Source organism: Nissabacter archeti (genome assembly GCF_018257325.1).
Taxonomy (GTDB): domain Bacteria; phylum Pseudomonadota; class Gammaproteobacteria; order Enterobacterales; family Enterobacteriaceae; genus Chimaeribacter; species Chimaeribacter arupi.
The window spans coordinates 39,266-62,144 of record NZ_JAERKB010000002.1; the positions used below are offsets into that span (position 1 = coordinate 39,266).

General features: G+C 58.8%; 20 protein-coding genes. 11 read left to right on the forward strand and 9 right to left on the reverse strand.

Translation table 11 applies throughout. The features are described 5' to 3' along the window. The first annotated feature begins 29 nt into the window (after positions 1-29). The gene (gene phoU / locus JK232_RS03000; protein WP_072927825.1) at positions 30-761 is read left to right on the forward strand and encodes a phosphate signaling complex protein PhoU; all 732 of its coding nucleotides are present in this window, start codon (positions 30-32) and stop codon (positions 759-761) included. Between the two features lie 73 nt (positions 762-834). On the opposite strand, the gene JK232_RS03005 is transcribed toward phoU, so the two are convergent. Beyond that, positions 835-1,479 (reverse strand): TetR/AcrR family transcriptional regulator, encoded by a 645-nt coding sequence (locus tag JK232_RS03005; RefSeq protein ID WP_072927921.1) that lies wholly within the window; start codon positions 1,477-1,479, stop codon positions 835-837. A gap of 251 nt (positions 1,480-1,730) precedes the next feature. Between JK232_RS03005 and JK232_RS03010 the strand changes: the two genes are divergently transcribed. After that, positions 1,731-3,605 (forward strand): bifunctional sugar phosphate isomerase/epimerase/4-hydroxyphenylpyruvate dioxygenase family protein, encoded by a 1,875-nt coding sequence (locus tag JK232_RS03010; RefSeq protein ID WP_212588812.1) that lies wholly within the window; start codon positions 1,731-1,733, stop codon positions 3,603-3,605. Between the two features lie 9 nt (positions 3,606-3,614). Here JK232_RS03010 and yieH read toward each other — a convergent pair whose 3' ends face one another. Beyond that, a complete protein-coding gene (gene yieH / locus JK232_RS03015; RefSeq protein WP_101835269.1) occupies positions 3,615-4,292 on the reverse strand; it encodes a 6-phosphogluconate phosphatase in 678 nt (225 codons plus the stop codon). A gap of 232 nt (positions 4,293-4,524) precedes the next feature. Between yieH and JK232_RS03020 the strand changes: the two genes are divergently transcribed. Next, a complete protein-coding gene (locus tag JK232_RS03020) occupies positions 4,525-5,862 on the forward strand; it encodes an NCS2 family permease (RefSeq protein WP_072927821.1) in 1,338 nt (445 codons plus the stop codon). A gap of 70 nt (positions 5,863-5,932) precedes the next feature. Here JK232_RS03020 and JK232_RS03025 read toward each other — a convergent pair whose 3' ends face one another. Together JK232_RS03025 and JK232_RS03030 are read right to left on the reverse strand one after the other, a co-directional pair. Then, on the reverse strand, positions 5,933-6,520 hold the full coding sequence (locus JK232_RS03025; protein WP_101827815.1) for an NADPH-dependent FMN reductase: 588 nt from the start codon (positions 6,518-6,520) through the stop codon (positions 5,933-5,935). Between the two features lie 89 nt (positions 6,521-6,609). Beyond that, positions 6,610-7,335, reverse strand: coding sequence for a 4'-phosphopantetheinyl transferase family protein (locus JK232_RS03030; RefSeq protein WP_072927818.1), 726 nt, complete (start codon positions 7,333-7,335; stop codon positions 6,610-6,612). A gap of 332 nt (positions 7,336-7,667) precedes the next feature. On the opposite strand from JK232_RS03030, the gene JK232_RS03035 reads away from it, so the two are divergent. The 5 genes from JK232_RS03035 to JK232_RS03055 all read left to right on the forward strand — a co-directional run bounded on the left by JK232_RS03035 (position 7,668) and on the right by JK232_RS03055 (position 14,604). Continuing rightward, positions 7,668-9,563: a methyl-accepting chemotaxis protein gene (locus JK232_RS03035; RefSeq protein ID WP_212588813.1), complete on the forward strand. Its 1,896-nt coding sequence runs from the start codon at positions 7,668-7,670 to the stop codon at positions 9,561-9,563. A gap of 467 nt (positions 9,564-10,030) precedes the next feature. After that, complete coding sequence (rhaS, locus tag JK232_RS03040; protein ID WP_079205195.1) at positions 10,031-11,017, forward strand: rhamnose ABC transporter substrate-binding protein; 987 nt, start codon at positions 10,031-10,033, stop codon at positions 11,015-11,017. 60 nt (positions 11,018-11,077) lie between these two features. Further along, positions 11,078-12,589 carry a sugar ABC transporter ATP-binding protein gene (locus tag JK232_RS03045; protein WP_072927815.1) on the forward strand — a complete coding sequence of 504 codons (1,512 nt, stop codon included), beginning with the start codon at positions 11,078-11,080 and terminating at the stop codon, positions 12,587-12,589. Then, positions 12,590-13,594: an ABC transporter permease gene (locus JK232_RS03050; RefSeq protein ID WP_072927813.1), complete on the forward strand. Its 1,005-nt coding sequence runs from the start codon at positions 12,590-12,592 to the stop codon at positions 13,592-13,594. Next, positions 13,591-14,604 carry an ABC transporter permease gene (locus JK232_RS03055; RefSeq protein ID WP_212588814.1) on the forward strand — a complete coding sequence of 338 codons (1,014 nt, stop codon included), beginning with the start codon at positions 13,591-13,593 and terminating at the stop codon, positions 14,602-14,604. Before JK232_RS03050 ends, JK232_RS03055 begins: the two co-directional genes overlap by 4 nt. Before the next feature lie 76 nt (positions 14,605-14,680). Here the strand turns inward: JK232_RS03055 and mnmE are convergent, their stop codons facing one another. The 5 genes from mnmE to rpmH form a co-directional block, all read right to left on the reverse strand. Continuing rightward, positions 14,681-16,045, reverse strand: a complete 1,365-nt coding sequence (mnmE, locus tag JK232_RS03060; protein WP_072927810.1) for a tRNA uridine-5-carboxymethylaminomethyl(34) synthesis GTPase MnmE — start codon at positions 16,043-16,045, stop codon at positions 14,681-14,683. Between the two features lie 97 nt (positions 16,046-16,142). After that, on the reverse strand, positions 16,143-17,783 hold the full coding sequence (yidC, locus tag JK232_RS03065) for a membrane protein insertase YidC (RefSeq protein WP_072927808.1): 1,641 nt from the start codon (positions 17,781-17,783) through the stop codon (positions 16,143-16,145). 2 nt (positions 17,784-17,785) lie between these two features. Next, positions 17,786-18,043, reverse strand: coding sequence for a membrane protein insertion efficiency factor YidD (gene yidD, locus JK232_RS03070; RefSeq protein WP_072927806.1), 258 nt, complete (start codon positions 18,041-18,043; stop codon positions 17,786-17,788). Continuing rightward, on the reverse strand, positions 18,007-18,366 hold the full coding sequence (gene rnpA, locus JK232_RS03075; RefSeq protein ID WP_072927804.1) for a ribonuclease P protein component: 360 nt from the start codon (positions 18,364-18,366) through the stop codon (positions 18,007-18,009). Before rnpA ends, yidD begins: the two co-directional genes overlap by 37 nt. An 18-nt stretch (positions 18,367-18,384) precedes the next feature. Beyond that, positions 18,385-18,525, reverse strand: a complete 141-nt coding sequence (rpmH, locus tag JK232_RS03080; RefSeq protein ID WP_015842368.1) for a 50S ribosomal protein L34 — start codon at positions 18,523-18,525, stop codon at positions 18,385-18,387. A gap of 679 nt (positions 18,526-19,204) precedes the next feature. Here rpmH and dnaA point away from each other — a divergent pair. From dnaA to recF, 3 genes are all read left to right on the forward strand, one after another. After that, complete coding sequence (gene dnaA / locus JK232_RS03085; RefSeq protein ID WP_101827813.1) at positions 19,205-20,593, forward strand: chromosomal replication initiator protein DnaA; 1,389 nt, start codon at positions 19,205-19,207, stop codon at positions 20,591-20,593. A 4-nt stretch (positions 20,594-20,597) separates the two neighbouring features. Beyond that, complete coding sequence (dnaN, locus tag JK232_RS03090) at positions 20,598-21,698, forward strand: DNA polymerase III subunit beta (RefSeq protein WP_101835239.1); 1,101 nt, start codon at positions 20,598-20,600, stop codon at positions 21,696-21,698. An 84-nt stretch (positions 21,699-21,782) separates the two neighbouring features. Then, entirely contained in the window at positions 21,783-22,871 is a 1,089-nt protein-coding gene (recF, locus tag JK232_RS03095; RefSeq protein WP_072927800.1) for a DNA replication/repair protein RecF, read from the forward strand. Positions 22,872-22,879 lie beyond the last annotated feature (8 nt).

Sequence of the window (22,879 nt, forward strand, 5' to 3'; positions counted from 1 at the left end):
CCGCCTGACAGCGCCAACAGGATAAGCACATGGACAATCTGAATTTAAATAAACACATCTCCGGTCAGTTCAATGCCGAGCTGGAGCATATCCGTACCCAGGTATTAACCATGGGCGGGCTGGTGGAACAGCAACTCACTGACGCCATCACCGCCATGCACAATCAGGATGGCGACCTCGCCACCCAGGTGATTGAAGGTGACCGCAAGGTCAACATGATGGAAGTGGCGATCGACGAGGCCTGTGTGCGCATCATCGCCAAACGCCAGCCCACCGCCAGCGATTTGCGGCTGGTGATGGCGATCATCAAAACCATTTCTGAGCTGGAACGCATCGGCGATGTGGCGGATAAAATCTGCCGCACGGCGCTGGAGAAATTCTCCCACCAGCACCAGCCGCTGCTGGTCAGCCTGGAGTCGCTGGGCCGCCACACAGTGCAGATGCTGCATGACGTGCTGGACGCCTTTGCCCGGATGGATCTGGATGAAGCGGTACGGATTTACCGCGAAGACAAAAAGGTCGACCAGGAGTATGAAGGCATTGTGCGCCAGCTGATGACCTACATGATGGAAGATTCCCGCACCATTCCCAGCGTGCTGACCGCGCTGTTCTGCGCCCGCTCGATTGAGCGGATCGGCGACCGCTGCCAGAACATCTGTGAATTTATCTTCTACTTCGTGAAAGGGCAGGATTTCCGCCACCTTGGCGGTGATGCGCTGGATGTGCTGCTGGCAGGCGACAAGGACAACTCGCCGTCCTGATCATAACGGCGATCGCGGCATCGGTAACTTACCGCATCACTAACGTCAGCATCAATAACGTCAGCATCAATAACTACAGCGTGACGAAGCGTAACGTCACCTGTACCGCAATCTGGCGGAAGTGGGCGATGTAACTCTCGTCCTGGGAATTCCCTTCAAACAGCGTGTCGAAGGTGTACTGGTTGGCGGCCTGATGGAAACTCATACTGCTGATCAACCGGTGCACATCGCGCGCGGCCACATCTGCCCGGAACAGCCCACCCTGTTTGCCGCGGCTTAAAATATCTTCCAGGACTGTGAGCGCGCTGCGGTTCAGCGTTTTGATCTGCGTGGACTGGCGGATATAGCGCCCGCGCATCATGTTCTCCATGCAGATCACCCGGATAAAATCAGCGTTCTGCACATGGAAGTTAAAACTGGCTTCCACCAGCTTCACCAGCGCCTCAGCGGGCGGCAGTGCCGCCAGGTTCAGGCTCACCTCATGGCGGCGGATCTGGCCGTAAACATGCTCCAGCACGCTGATATAGAGCGCTTCTTTATTCTTGAAGTGATACACCACCATTCTTTTAGTGGTGTCGGCATGTTCGGCAATCTTCTCCAGACGTGCGCCGTTCAGGCCCGATTCAGCAAACTCCGCCAGCGCGCTGGCAAAAATCCGCTTTTTCAGGCCGACCGGATCGTTCTTCCGCCCGGCGGACGGGGTTTCTTGGCTGCTCAGAACAGGCTCCTTACAATAAGCAGGGATTAACTCTCTGCGCAAAGAGTAGCGATTCTGCCGGAGCGTTACAATTGCACCTCCGCGAGACAATTGAAACGGCCTGTTACGCCTCCCTGCCTTGACTAAATGAACCTCCTGGTTCAAAACTTAACAGATATGCTGCCGGTTTCCGCATGTTTTGCGGCCCTTTCCCCTGATGCCGGCAAGCCGGTTTTTGTTGTCCGATCTGCCTGACTGAAAAGGGGAAAAGTATGCAACGTTCTATCGCCACGGTCTCGGTTTCGGGATCGTTGCCGGAAAAATTACAGGCCATCGCCGATGCCGGGTTTGACGGCATCGAACTGTTTGAAAACGATCTGCTCTACTATCCGGGCTCACCGGCGGAAATCCGCCAACGCTGCGCCGATCTGGGGCTTGCGATCACGCTGTTCCAGCCGTTCCGCAACTTTGAGGGCAACCCGCGTGACCAGCTCGACACCCACCTCGAGCGCGCGCGCCTGAAGTTTGACCTGATGCACCAGCTCGGCTGCGATACGCTGCTGGTGTGCAGCAACGTGTCGCCACAAAGCAGCGCCGTGCGTGATGAGCAGATCGCCGATCTGGCGCGGCTGGCCACGCTGGCGGAGCAGCATGACATCCGCGTGGGGTATGAGGCGCTGGCCTGGGGCGCGCACGTCAACCGCTACCGGCAGGCGTGGGATCGCGTGCGCGAGGTCGACAGCCCGGCGATGGGCATCGTGCTCGACAGTTTCCACATTCTGGCGCTGGGCGACTCGCTGGATGAGCTGGATGACATCCCGCTGGAGAAAATCACCTTCCTGCAACTGGCCGACGCGCCGGTTTTGCAGATGAACACGCTGGAGTGGAGCCGCCACTTCCGCTGCTTCCCCGGCCAGGGCGAATTGCCGCTGGTCAAATTCGCCACGCAATTGACGCAAAAAGGCTACCGCGGGCCGTGGTCGCTGGAGATTTTCAACGACACCTTCCGCGCGGAACCGGCCACGCCGACTGCCCAGGACGGCTACCGCTCGCTGCTCTATATCGAAGAACAGACCCGGCTGGCGCTGGCGCAGGCCAATCAGCCCGCGCTGCCTGAGGCGCTGTTTGCCTCGGCACCATTGCCGCGTTACCACGGGGTAGAGTTTATTGAATTCAGCGCCGGCGCGGACGACGCACCGCCACTGGCGGCCGGGTTACAGCAGCTTGGGCTGGTACACCGGGGTGATCACCGTTCCAAAGCGGTGTCCTTGTTTCAGAACGGCCCGGTTAATGTGATCGTCAACCGCCAGCCGGACAGTTTTGCGGCGGCCTATCACGAGCGCCACGGCCTCTCGATGTGCGCGCTGGCGCTGAAGGTGGAAGGTACGCAACGCCTGCTGCAACGGGCGCAGGATTACGGCTACGCCACCTTTGCGCCGCAGGCCGGCCCCAATGAGCGGCAGATCCCGGCGGTTTGCCTGCCGGACGGCAGCCTGATCTACCTGATTGAACAGGACGCCCAAACGAGCTGGACGCAGGATTTCCACCTGCACGACACCCCGCCGCCGTCCGCCGGCTGGCTGGGCATCGACCACCTGGCGATGGCGATCCCGGAAGCGATGCGCCAGAACTGGGTAATGTTCCTGCGCAGCGTGCTGGGCTTTGAACTGGAAAGCACCCAGGAGATGAACGATCCGTTCGGCATTGTGCGCAGCCAACTGGCCCACAGCCCGGAAAACCGCGTGCGGCTGCCGCTGAACATTTCCCAGAGCCGCGAGACGCTGATCGCCCGCACGCTGCAACGTTATCAGGGCGCGGGGCTGCAACATGCCGCGTTCGCCACCGGCGATATTTTCAGTGCCGTGCGTGCCGCCCGTGAACTGGGGCAGGCGCTGCTGCCGGTGCCGGAAAACTACTATCAGGATCTGGCCGCCCGCTTCGGGCTGGATCAGGCATTCCTCCATCAACTGGAGACGCACCATGTGCTTTACGACCGCGATGAGCAGGGCGGCGAGCTGTTGCACGCTTACACCCGGCCGGTGGCGGACGGGCGTTTCTTCTTCGAGTTGCTGGAGCGGCGCGGCGGCTATGCGCAGTATGGCGAAGCCAACGCCGGGGTACGGCTGACGATGCAACAGCAGCCCTGACCGCGCGGCTCAGCGCGTCAGGCGATAGCCCTGCTCACGCCACAGGCCGGGCAGGGCGCGCATGTCATGGAAAGGCGTCACCAGCGGGTGGTCAATCACCGGGTTATGCGGATCGGCACAGTAATAGAACACCGGGATGCCTGCCGCGATCCCGGCCTGGGCACCGGCGACCGAATCCTCCACCAGTATGCAGCGCCCGGTCTCTACGCCCATCTGTGCGGCTGCATGGTGCAGCAGGGCCGGGTCCGGCTTCCAGCGCTGGATGTCATAGCCGCTGAACAGCCGGTGGCGATCGCCGTCGGTAAAGAAGGGCAACAGGCCGGTCAGGCCAAGGGAGTGCTGCATCTTACTGACCGGCCCGTTGGACACCACACACACCGGCACCTGAATCTGCATCAGGAGCTCGCGTGCGCCGTCGATGGCCACTAATTCCTGCTCAAAAAGCTGCGCCACTTCCTGCCGGTAACGCGCCTCCATCTCCCCGACCGGTGCGGACAACCGGTGTTGCTGCCCGACCTGCGCAATAATGTCGTAGAGTTTTACCCCTTTGTATTTCTTAAAGACCTCTTCCAGCGTCAGGGTGATGCCGTAATGCGCGAACATCGCCACATAGCCGCGGCTGCACAACACTTCACTGTCTACCAGTGTCCCGTCACAATCAAAAAACACACATCCGGTATCGCGCATTTTGTGCTCCTGTTCTCCGGCCGGTTTGGCGTACGGCATGACACCATCATTCCGCCAGGGGCCGCAATGAAAATAAAAAAGGGTTCAGCCGCGCTTATCGTTTTTTTGCCCGGCGAAAACGTTATCCTGCGGGTAAAATCCGCGAAAAAAAGTGTGAAGGCCCCGTCAAAATTCCTATTTTTTGTTATAGGATAGCCCCGACCCTCCTTTTCCCTCTTCGGAAATCAGATAAATGAGCAAACCACAACCAAGCGCGGCTGATGATAACGGCCTGCTTGAGCGCGTATTCAAGCTGAAGCAGCACGGTACCACGGCACGTACTGAAGTGATTGCCGGGCTGACCACCTTCCTTACGATGGTGTATATCGTTTTTGTAAACCCGCAGATTCTCGGGGTGGCGGGCATGGATGTCCGGGCGGTCTTTGTGACCACCTGCCTGATTGCGGCGTTCGGCAGTATCTTTATGGGCTTGCTGGCTAACCTGCCGGTGGCGCTGGCACCGGCGATGGGCCTGAATGCGTTCTTCGCCTTTGTGGTGGTCGGCGCGATGGGCATTTCATGGCAGGTGGCGATGGGTGCTATTTTCTGGGGCGCAATCGGTTTCCTGCTGCTGACCCTGTTCCGCATCCGTTACTGGATGATTGCCAACATCCCGGTCAGCCTGCGTGTGGGCATCACCAGCGGCATCGGGCTGTTTATCGGCATGATGGGGCTGAAAAACGCCGGCATCATTGTGGCCAACCCGGACACCATTGTGACCATCGGCAACCTCTCCTCACATAACGTGCTGCTGGGTATTCTGGGCTTCTTCATTATTGCCATTCTGGCGTCCCGTAACATCCATGCGGCGGTGCTGGTGTCGATTGTGGTCACCACGCTGTGTGGCTGGGCGATTGGCGATGTGAAATACGGTGGGATTGTGGCGCTGCCGCCGAGCATCACCTCCGTGGTGGGCCAGGTCGATCTGGCCGGGGCGTTTAACCTCGGGCTGGCGGGCGTGATCTTCTCCTTTATGCTGGTTAACCTGTTTGACTCCTCCGGTACGCTGATTGGCGTCACGGACAAAGCCGGGCTGGCGGATGCCAAAGGCAAATTCCCGCGCATGAAGCAGGCGCTGTTTGTGGACAGCATCAGCTCGGTAGTGGGCGCCTATGTCGGTACCTCTTCCGTGACCGCCTACATTGAAAGCTCCTCCGGCGTCTCCGTGGGCGGCCGTACCGGCCTGACGGCGGTGGTGGTCGGCATCCTGTTCCTGCTGGTGATGTTTATCTCGCCGCTGGCCGGGATGGTACCGGCGTATGCCGCTGCCGGTGCGTTGATCTACGTGGGGGTATTGATGACCTCCAGCCTGGCGCGCGTCACCTGGGATGACCTCACCGAAGCCGTACCGGCCTTTATCACCGCTGTGATGATGCCGTTCAGCTTCTCGATCACCGAAGGCATCGCGCTGGGCTTCATCTCTTACTGTGTGATGAAACTCGGCACCGGGCGCTGGAAAGAGATCAACCCATGCGTGATCGTGGTCGCGCTGCTGTTTGTGCTGAAAATCGCGTTTGTTGATGCGCACTAAGCGCTAAATTGCCTCAAACGCAAAAAGGCCGATCTGACGATCGGCCTTTTTTATGGGCAGCCAAGCGCACTCAGCCGCTGACTTTCTGGATGTACTGGCCGAACGCGGTGAGCTGGCCGCTGAGGAAATCGAGCGTGTTCTGGTCAATGACTTCACCAATCTGCTCATCCACTTTGTTCTGAATCACCCCGCCCATAAATTCCGGTTTGTTCATCACCAGCGCATCCAGGTAAACCAGGATCTGGCGCAGATGGTACTGGCAGCGCGCCCCGCCAATCGCCCCCATCGAACTGGTCTGGATCGCCACCGGTTTTTTCGCCAGCGGCTGTTGCGGCAGGCGCGAGAGCCAGTCAATCGCATTTTTCAGGCCGCCCGGCACGGAGTAGTTGTACTCCGGCGTCACGATAATGACGCCGTCGGCTTTCTGGATCTGCGCCGCAATCTCCTCAACCCGTTCCGGGAAGCCCTCTTCCTGCTGGAAATCGGCATCATACATTGGGATGCCGGCAATCGAGGGCAGCGCGCTGATGGTCATGCCTTCCGGGGCCAGTTTCGGCAGGGTGCGCGCCACCATCGCGTTATATGAACCTTTGCGCAGGCTGCCAAGCAGGGTAACGATATGCAGGGGTTGAGCAGACATCCGGGACTCCTTATCAATGAAAAGGGCAGGCCGGGCACGGCCCGCCGGGGAAATAGCCTGATTAAGCGTAGCAGAAAGCCGGTATGGCCCGGCGGCAGCGAGCCGGATTAGCGGGTGGGCGGCAGGCTGAGCATTTTCATAAAGTGCGAGGAGAGTGCCTGCTGGGCGGTCAGGCTCTCCTGAATCTGGCTGAAGCCGGTGTCAGGGTGGTAGCGCCACTGCACCATGCGGCCCAGCGTCGGGGATTGCGCGCACGCCCAGGCAAACAGGGAGTCGCTGTCACTGGCGACCTGCACATCCGGCAGCACACTGGAGCGCAGCCGTGCCGAAGCCGGATGCAGCCGCACCGTGTTCAGCCCGCTGTTGCCAAGCCCCGAGAGCTTCAGAACGCTCTGGCGGATGCACCAGAGCTGGGTAGAGGCTTCCATCGGCTCGTTTTGTTCAGCCACCCAGGCCTGCTCCGCCGAGCTGAGGTGCGCATTATGCAGTTGCAGAATGCGGCTGCTGCGCGCCCGGATCACTTCCATATCCAGCCCGACTTTGCCCTCGCTGCTCAGCATTACCCCAAGGGTATTCCCGGCATAAGCCAGGCTGAAATCGGGCAGGTTGGTGTCGGCAAAGCAGGGGCGCCCACTGGGCGGGGTGATGATTTTCGGCAGAAGGGGGATACCGTAAAAATAGGCCATCATTTCGGCCAGCAAGACCCGGCCATGCAGGTAACGCTGCCGCCGTTTCACTGAAAATGCCGCGGCGGCGGTCGCCAGTTCCGGGTTCAGGCGCCGCAAATCCGGCTGGGTATCGGACAGAGTCCATTTCGCATAATGGCACGCCATTGTTCACTCCCTGATAATGGTTAGCACATACCTTTTTTATTTGACCAAGAATATCACCAACCGTTTCACGGCAACACCAGGGCTGCTTTAGCGGAAGGGGAAATAACGGCATTGCGCCGGCCCCACCTTGCCGGATGTATCACGGCAAAGGTGACGGGGTTCGCATAATTATAATTAAATCTCACCAGACTGCTGACTCTTTCTTCTCATCCCCTTGATTACAGTAGCTTACATGGAAAGTGAGTGTTCACTATCATAAATAAAGTTGTTTATATCAGCGCCGATACCCGTTGAACAGCTATTTGGCTCTTTTATCGGTGAGTATCGCGAACATGTTAAAAACAACGCAGGCCCGGTTTACTCTGTTAATCAGCGTGCTTTTTGCCGCATTGCTGATCATTACACTAATCGTTATCCAGATTTTTATTGCCCCCAAACTCAAACACAGCGAAAGCGTGCTGGTTTCCGGCAATGTCGAGCGTATTGCCACCGTGGTCAATGACCGGATGAACCGGGTCGAAACCCAGGCGCGCAGCATTACCCAGACCGCCACGCTGATGGACAGCGTCTCTATTGATTCCCTGCTGCCGGGGCTGATTGACCAGTATGGCGATACCAATGTGTTTGGCGGCGGGGTCTGGCCGTTGCCGTATATGCGCGATGCGGTGCGTGACAAGTTCAGCACCTTTTATGCCAGGGGAACTGACGGCAAACTGGTGTTTAACGAAACCTGGAACGCCGGGAAATCCCCTAATTATTACGATCAGCCCTGGTTCCGTGACGGCATGAAAGCCTCGCGCGGCGTTTGCGCCTGGGCGAAAGCCTATCAGGACAGCGCCAGCCCACAGCCGCGCACCAACTGTGCGATGGCGATCTACAAAGGCGATAAAGCGTGGGGCGTCTCGACCATTGATGTCACGCTTGGCTTCTTTAACAGCCTGGTAAAAGAGCAGGAGCAGGTAATTAACGGCCGCATCCTGATTGTGGAACAGGACGGCAAAATTGTCGGCAGCAGCGACCCGGCGCAGGCCGGCAGCCTGAAAAATCTGGCCGAACTCAACACCCCGATGGCCCGCCAGGTGACAGAGATGCTGGCGGCGAGCGGCGATCGCCGCCAGGCAGAGACGGAGTTTGAGGCGGACGGCGAATCACATACGCTGTTCCTGCACAATATCGAGCACAGCCCGTGGTTTATCGCCACCGATCTGCCGACCCGCCTGCTGGTGAAACAGAGCAACAGCGTGCTGCTGAGCCTGGCCGCCGTGCAGGTGCCGGTGATGCTGATCCTGCTGGCGTTCCTGATTGTCACCCTGCGGCTGTTTATGCGCCGCCTGGCAGCGTTGCGCGACAACATCACCGCGCTTTCGGCGGGGGGTGCAGACCTGACCCAGCGGCTGCCGGAGAGCACCAGCCCGGAATTCAACGCCATCAACCAGAGCTTTAATGGCTTCCTGGCGCACCTGCAACAGATCCTGCGGCAGGTTGGCGAGAGCAGCCTGACCATCGCCTCCGCCGCGCGTGAGATTGCCGGCGGCAACATGGATTTGTCTGCGCGTACGGAAGATCAGGCCAGTTCGATTGAAGAAACCGCCGCCTCGATGGAGCAGCTCACCAGCACCGTGAAGCAGAACGCCGGTAATGCCGAGCACGCCAACCAGCTGGCGCGTAACGCCTCCGGCGTGGCGGAGAAAGGCAGCGATGTGGTCAGCCAGGTGGTGGATACCATGGGCTCGATCAACCGCTCGTCGAAAAAGATTGTGGATATCATCAGCGTGATCGACAGCATCGCGTTCCAGACCAACATCCTGGCGCTGAATGCGGCAGTCGAAGCGGCGCGCGCTGGTGAACAGGGGCGCGGCTTCGCCGTGGTGGCGGCGGAAGTACGCAGCCTGGCCCAACGGTCGGCCACCTCAGCCCGGGAGATTAAGAAACTGATTGAAGATTCAGTGGCGGACATCACCCTCGGCACTGAACTGGTGGCAACCGCCGGGCACACCATGCAGGATTTACGGCAGGGCGTGAACAACGTGGCGACGCTGATGAACGAGATCCTCTCCTCCAGCCAGGAGCAAAGCCTCGGCATTGAACAGGTGAACCTGGCGATTAACCAGCTCGACGGCACTACCCAGCAGAACGCCGCGCTGGTAGAGCAGGTGTCTGCCGCTGCCCAGGCGATGCAGGAGCAGACCCAGCAACTGGAGAGCGTGGTGAACAGCTTTAAACTGTAAGCCTGCTTTCTTATGACGCAGCCTGTCGCAACCTGAACGACACAAATAACCCGCCTGACGCCGGACTGCCCCGGCGCCAGGCTTTTTTATGGCTGACAGACCCCGCCCCTGGCGCACCTTCCATGCCGCCGCGTTTATCAGAAAGCCTTCACCGGTTTCCCCCGCGTCCCCTTCTTAAAACAGCAAATTGTGACCTCTCTCACGCCTACCTTTACTTCTTTGCCAGTGGCAGAAAAGGGCTGTCATTGGCGTGAAGGTCGTGGGCGCCGTTACTTTCTAGAGTGGAGATAACTATTTTCAGAAGGGTTCTGTAATCACCCGCCGTCAACGTGTTACGGTTTTATCGTCCCCGGTAAACGTTCGGCGTGAATCCTCTTGCCACAGCGGTAGATCGTTAACCACCTATAAAAATTCCTAAAAAAACCCCTGCAATCCGAGACCCTACATGTGGAGTACCAGCAATGAAAATGAAAACAAGAGCAGGTTGTACGCTCACCCTTATCGCCCTGGCGCTGTCCGGTTCCGCCCTGGCTGAGGTGAAAATTGCCCTGGTGGCGAAATCCCTGGGCAATGGTTTTTTTGAGGCGGCCAACGTCGGCGCCCAGCAGGCCGCCAAAGAGATCGGGGATGTGAAAGTCATTTACACCGGCCCCACCACCACCACCGCGGAAGCCCAGATTGAAGTGCTCAATGGGCTGATCGCCCAGGGTGTGGACGCCATCGCCATCTCCGCCAATGACCCGGACGCCGTGGTGCCGGTGCTGAAAAAAGCGATGCAGCGCGGCATTAAAGTGGTCTCCTGGGATTCCGGCGTGGCGAAAGCGGGCCGCCAGATCCACCTTAACCCTTCCAACAACGCCCTGATTGGCGAAACCAACGTGAAGCTGGCCGCTGACGCGCTGAAAGCGCTGAAGGTGGAAAAAGGGGATGTGGCAGTGCTGAGCGCCACGCCGACCTCCACCAACCAGAATATCTGGATTGAGGAGATGAAAAAGGTGCTGCCGAAGTACCCGTCGGTAAACCTGGTGACGGTGGCCTATGGCGATGATCTGTCAGATAAAAGTTACCGTGAAACCGTCGGGTTGCTGAAATCTTACCCTGACCTGAAAGTGATCGTTTCGCCCTCGTCAGTGGGGATCGTGGCGGCCGCGCAGGCAGTGAAAGATCAGGGAAAAATTGGCCAGGTGTACGTCACCGGGCTGGGGTTGCCGTCTGAAATGGCGGGCGCGGTGAAATCCGGGGCATCGAAAAGTTTCGCCATCTGGAACCCGATCGACCTCGGCTACGCCGCCACCTATCTGGCTGACGATCTGGTCAAAGGCACCGCCACCAAAACGGAAGCCAGCATGGGCAAACTCGGCAAAGTGAAGCTGGATGCCGAAGGCAGCGGCGCGATGGCGGAACCGTTCGTCTACGACGCCGCCAATATCGATAAATTCTCCAAAATTTTCTGATGACGAAACCGGCGGTGGCGCGCCACCGCCCTTTTTGCTTCCTGGCTGGGGAATATCACCATGACCATCGCCACTCCGCTGCTGTCGCTCAAGGGAATCACCAAAACCTTCCCTGGCGTGCGCGCACTTGAAAACGTACAACTGGATCTCTGGCCCGGCAAAGTCACGGCATTAATCGGTGAAAACGGTGCCGGAAAATCCACGCTGGTCAAAGTGATGACCGGCATCTATCAGCCCGATGAGGGTGAACTGCTCTACAAGGCAATTCCGATTACCCTGCCCACGCCCGAGGCGGCGCACAAAGTCGGTATCACCGCCATCCATCAGGAAACCGTGCTGTTTGATGAGCTGACGGTGACGGAAAACATTTTTGTCGGCCACTACCGCTATCGCGGTTTTTTCAAAAAACTCGACTGGCCCGCCATGCACCAGCAGGCACGCGACATCCTTACCCGCCTGGAAGTACAGATTGACCCGCGCGTGACGCTGAAAACCCTGAGCATTGCCCAGCGGCATATGGTGGCGATTGCGCGCGCACTGTCATTTGACGCCCAGGTGGTGATTCTGGATGAGCCGACGGCGGCGTTGTCACAGCATGAGATCACCGAGTTTTACCAGATTGTTGAACGGCTGAAACGCGAAGGGAAAGCCATTCTGTTTATCTCACACAAGTTCGACGAAATCTTCGCGATTGCCGACCACTACACCATTCTGCGCGACGGCGTGTACATCAGTTCCGGGCAGATCAGCGACATCACTGAAAAGCACATGGTGACGATGATGGTCGGGCGCGAAATCACCCACGCCTATCCGAAAATCCATACCGAACCCGGCGACACGGTGCTGGAAGTCAACGACCTCTGCCACCCCACCGAATTTGCGCATATCAATTTCTCCCTGCGCAAAGGGGAGATCCTCGGCTTCTACGGGCTGGTGGGCGCGGGGCGGACTGAACTGATGCAGGCACTCTCCGGGGTGACGCAGCCTTCCCACGGTGAGATCCGGCTGAACGGCCAGGCGCTGCATTTCCGCCAGCCCGCAGACGCCATCAACGCCGGGATTGTCTGTGTGCCGGAGGAGCGCCAGAAACAGGGGGCAATTATCCAGCTGCCCATCAGCCAGAACATCAGCCTGCCGCAACTGAGCCGCCTCAACCCCAACGGCATCCTGAATGAGGCACGCGAAGCCCAACTGGCGGATGAGTACGCCAGGCGCTTGCAGGTCAAGGCGTTCAGCTGGAAACAGCCGGTGGAAACGCTCTCCGGCGGCAACCAGCAAAAAGTGGTGATCGGCAAATGGCTGGCGACCCAGCCCACGGTAATCATCCTGGATGAGCCGACCAAAGGCATCGATATCGGTTCCAAAGCCGCCGTGCACCAGTTTATGTCTGAACTGGTGGGGCAGGGGCTGGCAGTGATTATGGTGTCGTCGGAATTGCCGGAAGTGATGGGCATGGCTGACCGGATTATCGTGATGCATGAAGGGCTGATGGTGGCGGAATTCCGGGCCGGTGAGGCCAGCGCCGAAATGATTGTCAGCGCCGCCAGCGGTGCCGGCGAGGAGGCTGCATAAATGTGGCAAACACTGCTTAAACACCGTGAGGCCCTGCTGGCCGGGGTGATTCTGCTGATGGTCCTGGCGATCGGCAGCCGCGCGCCCTCGTTCCTGCGGCCGGGCAATCTGGTGGAAATCTTTAACGATACGTCGATCCTGATCATTCTGGCGCTGGGCCAGATGATGGTGCTGCTGACCAAAGGCATTGATTTGTCGATGGCGGCCAACCTGGCGCTGACCGGCATGATCGTGGCGCTGCTTAACTTCCACCATCCGGCGATCCCGGTTGGGGTGCTGCTGGTGGTTGCCACATTGCTTGGGCTGGTGATGGGGATGATCAACGGGTTGCTGGTGTGGAAACTCGGCATCCCGGCGATTGTGGTCACGCTCGGCACCATGAGTATCTACCGCGGCATTATTTTCCTGCTGTCGGACGGTGGCTGGATTAACGCGCACCAGATGAGCAGCGATTTCCTCGGCCTGCCGCGCACTGAGGTGCTGGGTATGCCGGTGCTGAGCTGGTGTGCCGTCGCCGCGCTGCTGCTGGTGGGGTATTTCCTGCTCTACAGCCGCACCGGGCGGGCGATGTACACCGCCGGCGGCAACGCCACGGCCGCGTATTACACCGGCATCAACGCCGGGAAAATGCAGTTCATCAGTTTCAGCCTCTCCGGTGCGCTGGCCGGTTTCTGCGGCTATCTGTGGATTTCCCGCTTTGCCGTGGCCTACGTCGATGTGGCAAACGGGTTTGAACTGCAAATCGTCGCGGCTTGTGTGATTGGCGGCATCAGCACCATGGGCGGCATCGGCCGCGTGTGGGGTTGCCTGATGGGCGCGCTGTTCCTGGGCGTAATCAATAACGCGCTGCCGGTGATCGGCATTTCGCCCTTCTGGCAGATGGCGATTTCCGGGGGCGTCATTGTGATTGCGGTGCTGCTGAATGAGCGCGGCAACAAGCGCAAAGGGCGGCTTATCCTGCGTGACGTGGCGCTGTCGAGACAAAAAGAAGGGGTGAAACCATGAGTAAGACGCTGATTTCTGACCGCGCCGCGCCGCTTTCACCGCCGCCGTCACGGGCCCGGCGGCTGCTGTGCTGGGAAACGTTTCTGCTGGCCGTGACGCTGGCCGTCTTTGTGGCGAACGCGCTGGCTTCCCCCTACTTTCTGAACATCTGGAACCTGTCGGATGCCACCTTTAACTTCACGGAGAAAGCGATCATTGTGTTGCCGATGGCGATGCTGATTATCGCCCGTGAAATTGATCTGTCGGTGGCCTCCACCATTGCGCTGAGCTCCACGGTGATGGGCTTCTGCGCACAGGCCGGGGTAGGGACGGCGGGGCTGGTGGGCATCGGGCTGGGCGTCGGGCTGCTGTGCGGGCTGGTGAACGGCCTGCTGGTGACGCGCTTTAACCTCTCGTCTATCGTGATCACCATCGGCACCATGAGCCTTTACCGCGGCATCGCCTATATCCTGCTGGGCGATCAGGCGCTGAATGCCTATCCGCCGGAGTTTGCCTGGTTCGGCCAGGGCTACGTCTGGGAAGCGCTCTCTTTTGAGTTTGCGCTGTTTATCGTGCTGGCTGTCGCGTTCGCATTCCTGCTGCACAAAACCAACTTTGGCCGCCGGACGTACGCCATCGGCAATAACCCTACCGGTGCGTGGTATTCCGGCATTAACGTCAAACGCCATAACCTGATCCTGTTTGTGCTGGTAGGCGTGATGGCCGGGCTGGCGGCGGTGCTGCTGACTTCCCGCCTGGGGAGCACGCGGCCGACCATCGCTGTGGGCTGGGAGCTGAGCGTGGTGACGATGGCAGTACTGGGCGGCGTGAATATCCTGGGCGGTTCCGGCAGTATGCCGGGCGTGATCATCGCCGCGTTCCTGATGGGGCTGGTGACGTTCGGATTGAGCCTGCTTAACGTGCCGGGCATTGTGATGTCGATCATTGTCGGGCTGATGCTGATCGTCGTTATCACCCTGCCGATTCTTACCCGCCGGGTTATGCAACGGCGGCGACGCATCGCCGCCTGACCGCCGGACAATCAACAATAAAAAAGCCCGCGTTAACATGCGTTAACACGGGCTTTTTACCTCAGGCAGCGGCGTGTTATTTGCCGATGCAGAAGCTGGAGAAGATGCGGCCGAGCAGGTCGTCCGAGGTGAATTCCCCGGTTATCTCACTCAGCGCCTGCTGCGCCAGCCGCAGCTCTTCCGCCAGCAGTTCGCCCGCCCAGGCACCCAGCAGCTGATCCTTGCCCTGCACCAGATGCTGTGCCGCCTGTTCCAGCGCCTGCAAGTGGCGGCGGCGCGCCAGGAAGCCCCCTTCCATATTGGTATTGAAGCCCATGCTGGCCTTCAGGTGCTCACGCAGCACGTCCACGCCGTCGCCGGTGCGGGCGGAAAGGCGGATCAGCGTGTGGTCGTGGATGCGACTGATGCCCAGCGCTTCCCCGGTGACATCGGCTTTGTTGCGTACCACGGTGATCGGCAGGCTGGCAGGCAGGCGTGCCATAAACTCCGGCCAGATCTCAGCAGGCTCTACCGCGTCGGTGGTGGTGCCGTCCACCATAAACAGCACGCTGTCTGCCTGCTCAATCTCTTTCCAGGCGCGCTCAATGCCGATGCGCTCGACTTCATCGCTGGCGTCACGCAGCCCGGCGGTGTCGATGATGTGCAGCGGCATACCGTCGATGTGAATATGCTCGCGCAGCACGTCGCGGGTGGTGCCGGCGATGTCAGTGACAATCGCGGCATCACGGCCCGCCAGCGCATTCAGCAGGCTCGATTTGCCGGCATTCGGCCGCCCGGCGATCACCACTTTCATCCCTTCACGCAACAGGCTGCCCTGGCGCGCTTCGGCGCGGACGGCGTCCAGATCGTCCATCACCGCATTGAGCTGCTTTTCAATTTTGCCGTCAGAGAGGAAGTCGATCTCCTCATCCGGGAAGTCGATCGCCGCTTCCACATAGATGCGCAGGTGGGTGAGGGCTTCTACCAGTTGGTGAATACGGGTGGAGAAGGCGCCCTGCAACGAGTTCATCGCTGAACGGGCCGCCTGCTCGGAGCTGGCATCGATCAGGTCAGCGATGGCTTCCGCCTGCGCCAGGTCGAGTTTGTCATTCAGGAAGGCCCGCTCTGAGAACTCGCCCGGCCGGGCGATACGCACGCCCGGCAGCGCCAGGATGCGTTTCAGCAGCAAATCCAGAATCACCGGCCCGCCGTGGCCCTGAAGTTCCAGCACATCTTCCCCGGTAAAGGAGTTCGGGCCGGGGAACCACAGCGCGATACCCTGATCCAGCGTGCTGTTGTCAGCGTCGCGGAACGGCAGGTAGTCGGCGTAGCGCGGTTTAGGCAGTTTACCGAGCACGACCTCGGCCACCTCGCGGGCAGCCCGGCCGGAAATACGCAAAATGCCGACGCCGCCGCGGCCCGGTGGCGTTGCCTGCGCAACGATCGTATCGGTGGTACTCATAGCGTTCTCTTTGGTAGTGGGCGTTAACGAATCAAATAAAAAAGAAGGCGGTCATCTGACCGCCTTCTTTATGCTTTCCGTCGCTTACCGGTGCGGATTAACTCTTTTTCACACGGCTGTGCAGGCCACGTTTTTCCAGGCCACGGTAAATCATCTGCTGCTGGAGGATGGTCACCAGGTTACTGACGATATAGTACAGCACCAGGCCAGACGGGAACCACAGGAAGAACACCGTGAAGATGACCGGCATAAAGGTCATGATCTTCTGCTGCATCGGGTCGGTTACCGTGGTCGGCGACATCTTCTGGATGAAGAACATCGTCACGCCCATCAGAATCGGCAGGATGTAGTACGGGTCTTGTGCGGACAAGTCATGGATCCACAGGGCGAACGGCGCATGGCGCAGCTCGATGGAGCCCATCAGCATGTAGTACAGCGCCAGGAAGATTGGCATCTGGATAATCAGCGGCAGGCAGCCACCCAGCGGGTTCACTTTCTCTGCCTTGTACATGGCCATCATTTCCTGGCTCATGCGCTGCTTGTCGTCACCCAGGCGCTCACGCATAGCCTGGATTTTCGGTTGCAGCATACGCATCTTCGCCATCGAGGTGTACTGCGCCTTGGTCAGCGGGTACATGATACCGCGCACGATAAAGGTGATGACGATGATCGAGAAGCCCCAGTTACCGATGAAGCTGTGCAGGAACTTCAGCAGCTTGAACAGCGGTTGGGAGATGAACCACAGCCAGCCGTAATCTACGGTCAGGTCAAGGTGCGGTGCCACTGCGGCCATTCTGTCCTGGATTTCCGGGCCGACCCACAAGATCGCGGACACATTCTGCTGCGCACCCGGCTGCACCACAAACGGCACGCCTTTAAAGCCGATGGCGGCGAGGTCGCTGCCCATGCTGGTGGAGTAGAAGGTGTTGCTGTCTTTGGCCGACGGCACCCACGCGGTGGCGAAGTACTGTTGCAGCATCGCTACCCAGCCGCCTTGCGTGGTGATGTTCAGGTTCTCATCTTTGATGTCATCGAAGCTGTACTTCTTGTACTTGTCATCAGAAGAGGAGAAGGCCGCGCCACGGTAAGTGTGCAGGGCAAAGTTGTTGCTGCCGGTGTCGCGGTGCTTCGGCAGGTCAACCGTCTGCTTGAGCTGGCCGAACAGGGTCATCTCTTGCGGCGTGGTGCTGGCGTTGTTGATATTGTAGTCAACGTTAACCGCATACTGGCCGCGCTTCAGCACGAAGGTTTTGGTGTACACCACGCCGTGGGCGTCGGTGTAGGTCATCGGGATACGCAACTCGTCCTGGCCTTCAGCCAGGGTGAAGGTGTCCTGAGGCGTCTGGAACAGCGGACGCGGGCCGTTGTTCGGGTTGTCCGGGCCATTTTTGCCGGTCAGGCCGCTTTGCGCCTGATAAACAAAGGACGGGGAAGTCTCCAGCAACTGGAACGGCTGTTCTGAACCCAGGGTGTGCGGGTAGGCTAACAGCAGCGCTTGTTCGATGTCGCCGCCGCGGGTGTTGATTGTCAGTGACAAAACATCCGTTTTAACGGTGATCAGTTTACCCTGGCCACTGGCGGGAACCGCCTGGCTGGAAGCATCACCGGAGGCTGTGTTGGCAGTCTGTTGCGTGGTCTGGTTGGCCGGTTGCGGAGCATGGTCCGTTTGCCAGGCCTGCCAGATCATGAAAGACACAAACAGCAGAGCGATGAGAAAGAGATTGCGTTGCGAATCCATCGTTAGTGTTCTCTGTTATTGTCGGTTTTCGGCGGCACCGGATCATCGCCACCTGGGTTCAGGGGATGGCATTTTAATACGCGTTTGATTGTCAACCAACTGCCTTTTACCATGCCGAAACGGCCTAATGCCTCAATTCCATAGTGAGAGCAGGTGGGCCTGAAGCGGCAATGTGGCCCCAGTAACGGACTGATAAATAGCTGATAGCCGCGTATCAGCCCGATCAGGAGGCGGGAGCCTGGCGACAGTGGCGGCGCCATAATTTTTCCAACGCTTCCGTCAGCGCCCGGTTATCAAGGTCTTGAATTCCTTTTTTCGCGACCACCACAAAGTCCATCGGCGGCAGCTCATGCTGATGCAAACGGAAGCTCTCACGCGTAAGGCGTTTGATCCGGTTGCGTTCATGGGCGCGTTTGACGTTCTTTTTGGCGACGGTAAGACCGATGCGGGGATGCCCCAGCGTGTTCAGGCGGCCGAGTATAGTCAGTTGCGGCGTGCCAGCCCGTTGTGGCTGCTGGAAGACGAAAGTGAAATGAGTGGGAGTTAACAAACGTAACTCCCTGGGAAATGCGAGCTTGCCCACTAAGAGGGTTAGCTTTTATTACTTAGAAACAGACAGACGAGCACGGCCTTTCGCACGACGGCGGGCCAGAACTTGACGACCATTTTTGGTGGCCATACGAGCACGGAAACCGTGGCTACGGTTGCGCTTCAGTACGGACGGTTGGAAAGTGCGTTTCATAGCGATTTCTACCTAAACTTAAATAATTACTGATCAGTAAACGCGTTTGGCTATTCGGCGTGACAACGACCGACGCCTCAATCGCAACATATAAAGAAGCGGGATTGTAATAATTGTACAGTCCTGAGTCAATTCACATTGCACGCCTACCCGGTTGTTTACCAAGTGGCCCGTGGTCACCACCTATCCCGTCTGGTTGGACCATCAGGAACACAGGCATCACACGTAGGGCGAAGATTATACGGACTCGTCAACAAAGCGCAAGGATCGCAGGCCGATCCTATGAGGGGTTTCACGATCCTGTTGTTCACTCTTCGGACAATTCTCTTTTATTCACAGGCTGGGCCGAAGGTGCGGCATTTTTAGCCCGATAGCGTACACTTAGTTTCGCCTCCGGATCGCCTTTTCCCAGGGTATGTCACCAGGAAAGTCACAGGGAAACGAAAACCTGTGGATAAAAAGGATCTAATCTGTGAGGAAGGGGAGGATCTCTTTTGCGGATTGCGTTATGATCCGCCATTCCGATCGCGATCCCACCGCTGGATCACGGCGGACACAAACCGTCAAAATCGGTTCGCATGCCGCTGCCTCTGCAAAAACTGGCATGTGTCAAAAATCATGAATTTAAAACGTATCCTGATCCTTTTCTTTTGTTGATCTTGTTCGAGTGGAGTCCGCCGTGTCACTTTCGCTTTGGCAGCAGTGTCTTGCCCGATTGCAGGATGAATTACCTGCCACAGAATTTAGTATGTGGATACGCCCCCTACAGGCGGAACTGAGTGACAATACCCTGGCACTGTATGCCCCAAACCGTTTCGTCCTGGATTGGGTTCGCGATAAATACTTAAACAACATCAACGGGTTGCTGAATGACTTCTGTGGCCCGGACGCGCCGTTGCTGCGTTTTGAAGTGGGCAGCAAGCCCGCGATGCCGGCGATGGCGGATGTCGCGGCGGCGAGCATCAGCGCCCCGGCGGCACCGGTGGTCCGTGCGGCCCCTGCCCGGCCAAGCTGGGACCGCGCCGCATTGCAGCCGGAGCTTTCTTACCGCTCCAACGTCAACCCCAAGCACACCTTTGATAACTTCGTTGAGGGTAAGTCGAACCAGCTGGCGCGCGCGGCGGCCCGCCAGGTGGCGGACAACCCCGGCGGCGCGTATAACCCGCTGTTCCTTTATGGCGGCACCGGCCTGGGTAAAACCCACCTGTTGCACGCGGTGGGCAACGGCATTATGGCGCGCAAGGCCAATGCGAAAGTGGTCTATATGCACTCTGAGCGCTTTGTGCAGGACATGGTCAAGGCGCTGCAAAACAACGCCATTGAAGAGTTCAAACGCTATTACCGTTCGGTTGACGCACTGCTTATCGATGACATCCAGTTCTTTGCCAATAAGGAGCGCTCGCAAGAGGAGTTTTTCCACACCTTCAATGCGCTGCTGGAAGGCAACCAACAGATTATCCTGACTTCTGACCGCTACCCGAAAGAGATTAACGGCGTGGAAGACCGGCTGAAGTCCCGCTTTGGCTGGGGGCTGACGGTGGCCATTGAGCCGCCGGAGCTGGAAACCCGTGTGGCGATCCTGATGAAAAAAGCGGATGAGAATGACATCCGCCTGCCGGGTGAAGTGGCCTTCTTTATTGCCAAGCGCCTGCGCTCTAACGTGCGTGAGCTGGAAGGCGCACTGAACCGCGTGATCGCCAACGCGAACTTCACCGGCCGGGCCATCACGATTGACTTCGTGCGTGAAGCCCTGCGTGACCTGCTGGCCCTGCAGGAGAAGCTGGTCACCATCGATAATATTCAGAAAACAGTGGCTGAATATTATAAAATTAAGGTCGCTGACCTGCTGTCGAAACGACGCTCACGTTCCGTGGCCCGCCCGCGCCAGATGGCGATGGCGCTGGCCAAAGAGCTGACCAACCACAGTTTGCCGGAAATCGGCGACGCGTTTGGTGGCCGCGACCACACCACGGTGTTGCACGCCTGCCGCAAGATCGAGCAGCTGCGTGAAGAAAGCCACGACATCAAAGAAGATTTTTCCAATTTAATCAGAACATTATCCTCGTAGCGCTATGAAATTTATTGTTGAACGTGAGCATCTGTTAAAACCGTTGCAACAGGTCAGCAGCCCGCTGGGCGGCCGGCCAACGTTGCCGATTCTGGGTAACCTGCTGTTGCAGGTCACGGACGGCGTGTTGCTGCTGACCGGTACCGACCTGGAAATGGAAATGGTGGCGCGCGTGGCGCTGTCCGGCGCACATGAGCCGGGCGCAACCACCGTACCGGCACGTAAATTCTTCGACATCTGCCGGGGCCTGCCGGAAGGCGCGGAGATCAACGTGATGCTGGACGGCGAGCGGATGCTGGTACGCTCCGGCCGCAGCCGTTTCTCGCTCTCTACGCTGCCCGCGACCGATTTCCCCAACCTGGATGACTGGCAAAGCGAGGTGGAATTCACCCTGCCGCAGGCCACGCTGAAGCGCCTGATTGAAGCCACGCAGTTCTCGATGGCGCATCAGGATGTGCGTTACTACCTCAACGGTATGTTGTTCGAAACCGAAGACGAAGAGTTGCGTACCGTCGCCACTGACGGCCACCGCCTGGCGGTGTGCGCTATGCCGGTTGGGCAATCCCTGCCGTCGCATTCCGTGATTGTGCCGCGCAAAGGGGTCATGGAGCTGGTGCGTCTGCTGGACGGCGGTGACACGCCGCTGCAATTGCAGATTGGCAGCAACAATATCCGTGCGCATGTGGGTGATTTCATCTTTACCTCCAAGCTGGTGGATGGCCGTTTCCCGGACTATCGCCGCGTATTGCCGAAAAACCCGGACAAAACCCTGCAGGCAGGCTGCGATCTGCTGAAACAGGCGTTTGCCCGTGCCGCTATTCTTTCCAACGAAAAGTTCCGCGGCGTGCGGCTGTATGTCAGCCATAACCAGCTGAAGATCACCGCCAATAACCCCGAGCAGGAAGAGGCGGAAGAGATCCTGGATGTCATCTATGACGGCACCGAGATGGAGATCGGCTTCAACGTCAGCTACGTGCTGGATGTGCTCAACGCACTGAAGTGCGAGAACGTGCGCCTGCTGCTCACGGACTCCGTATCCAGCGTACAGATTGAGGATGACGCCAGCCAGGCAGCGGCCTACGTTGTCATGCCAATGCGCTTGTAATTGGTCATTTTGCCCCCATATCTATTCCTGAAACCGGCAGAGGTCACGGCGTGACCTCTGCCACCACAGTGGTTGCCCGATGACATGGCTTTGACGCGCCTCCTGATTAAAGACTTCCGCAATATCGAATCGGCAGACCTGCCGCTGGATGCCGGCTTCAACTTTCTGGTTGGGGCCAACGGCAGCGGTAAAACCAGCGTGCTGGAAGCGGTCTATACGCTGGGGCACGGGCGCGCGTTCCGCAGCTTGCAAGCCGGACGGGTGATCCGCCACGACCAGCCGGAGTTTGTGCTGCACGGGCGGATCGACACCGGCGGTGAGCGCGAAGTGGCGGTGGGGCTGGCGAAAAGCCGCCAGGGCGACACCAAAGTCCGTATCGACGGCGGTGACGGCCATAAAGTGGCGGAGCTGGCGCACCTGTTGCCGATGCAGCTGATCACGCCTGAAGGGTTTACCCTGCTGAACGGCGGGCCAAAGTACCGGCGCGCTTTCCTCGACTGGGGCTGTTTCCATAACGATCCCGGTTTTTTCCAGGCCTGGAGCAACCTGAAACGGCTGCTCAAGCAGCGCAACGCCGCGCTGCGCCAGGTCAGCCGTTATTCACAGCTGCGTGCCTGGGATCAAGAGCTGGTGCCGCTGGCGGAGCGCATCAGCGAATGGCGCGCGGCCTACAGTGACGCCATCGCCGCCGACATTACCGCCACATGCGCGCAGTTCCTGCCGGAGTTTGCCCTGAGTTTCTCTTTCCAGCGCGGCTGGGATAAAGAGAGCGACTATGCAGAGCTGCTGGCGCGGCAGTTCGAGCGTGACCGGGCGCTCACCTATACCGCCGTTGGCCCGCACAAGGCCGACTTCCGCATCCGCGCGGAGGGCACCCCGGTAGAAGACCTGCTTTCCCGCGGCCAGCTTAAGCTGTTGATGTGCGCGCTGCGGCTGGCGCAGGGTGAGTTCCTCACCCGACAGAACGGGCGGCGTTGCCTGTATCTGATTGACGATTTTGCCTCTGAACTCGACACCGACCGTCGCCGCCTTCTGGCACAACGCCTGAAAGCGACCCAGGCCCAGGTCTTTGTCAGCGCCGTCAGCGCTGAGCAAGTAACCGATATGGCAGGTGAAAAGGGCAAGATGTTCCGCGTAGAACAGGGTAAAATAACCGTTCAACCACAGGACTAAAAATGAGT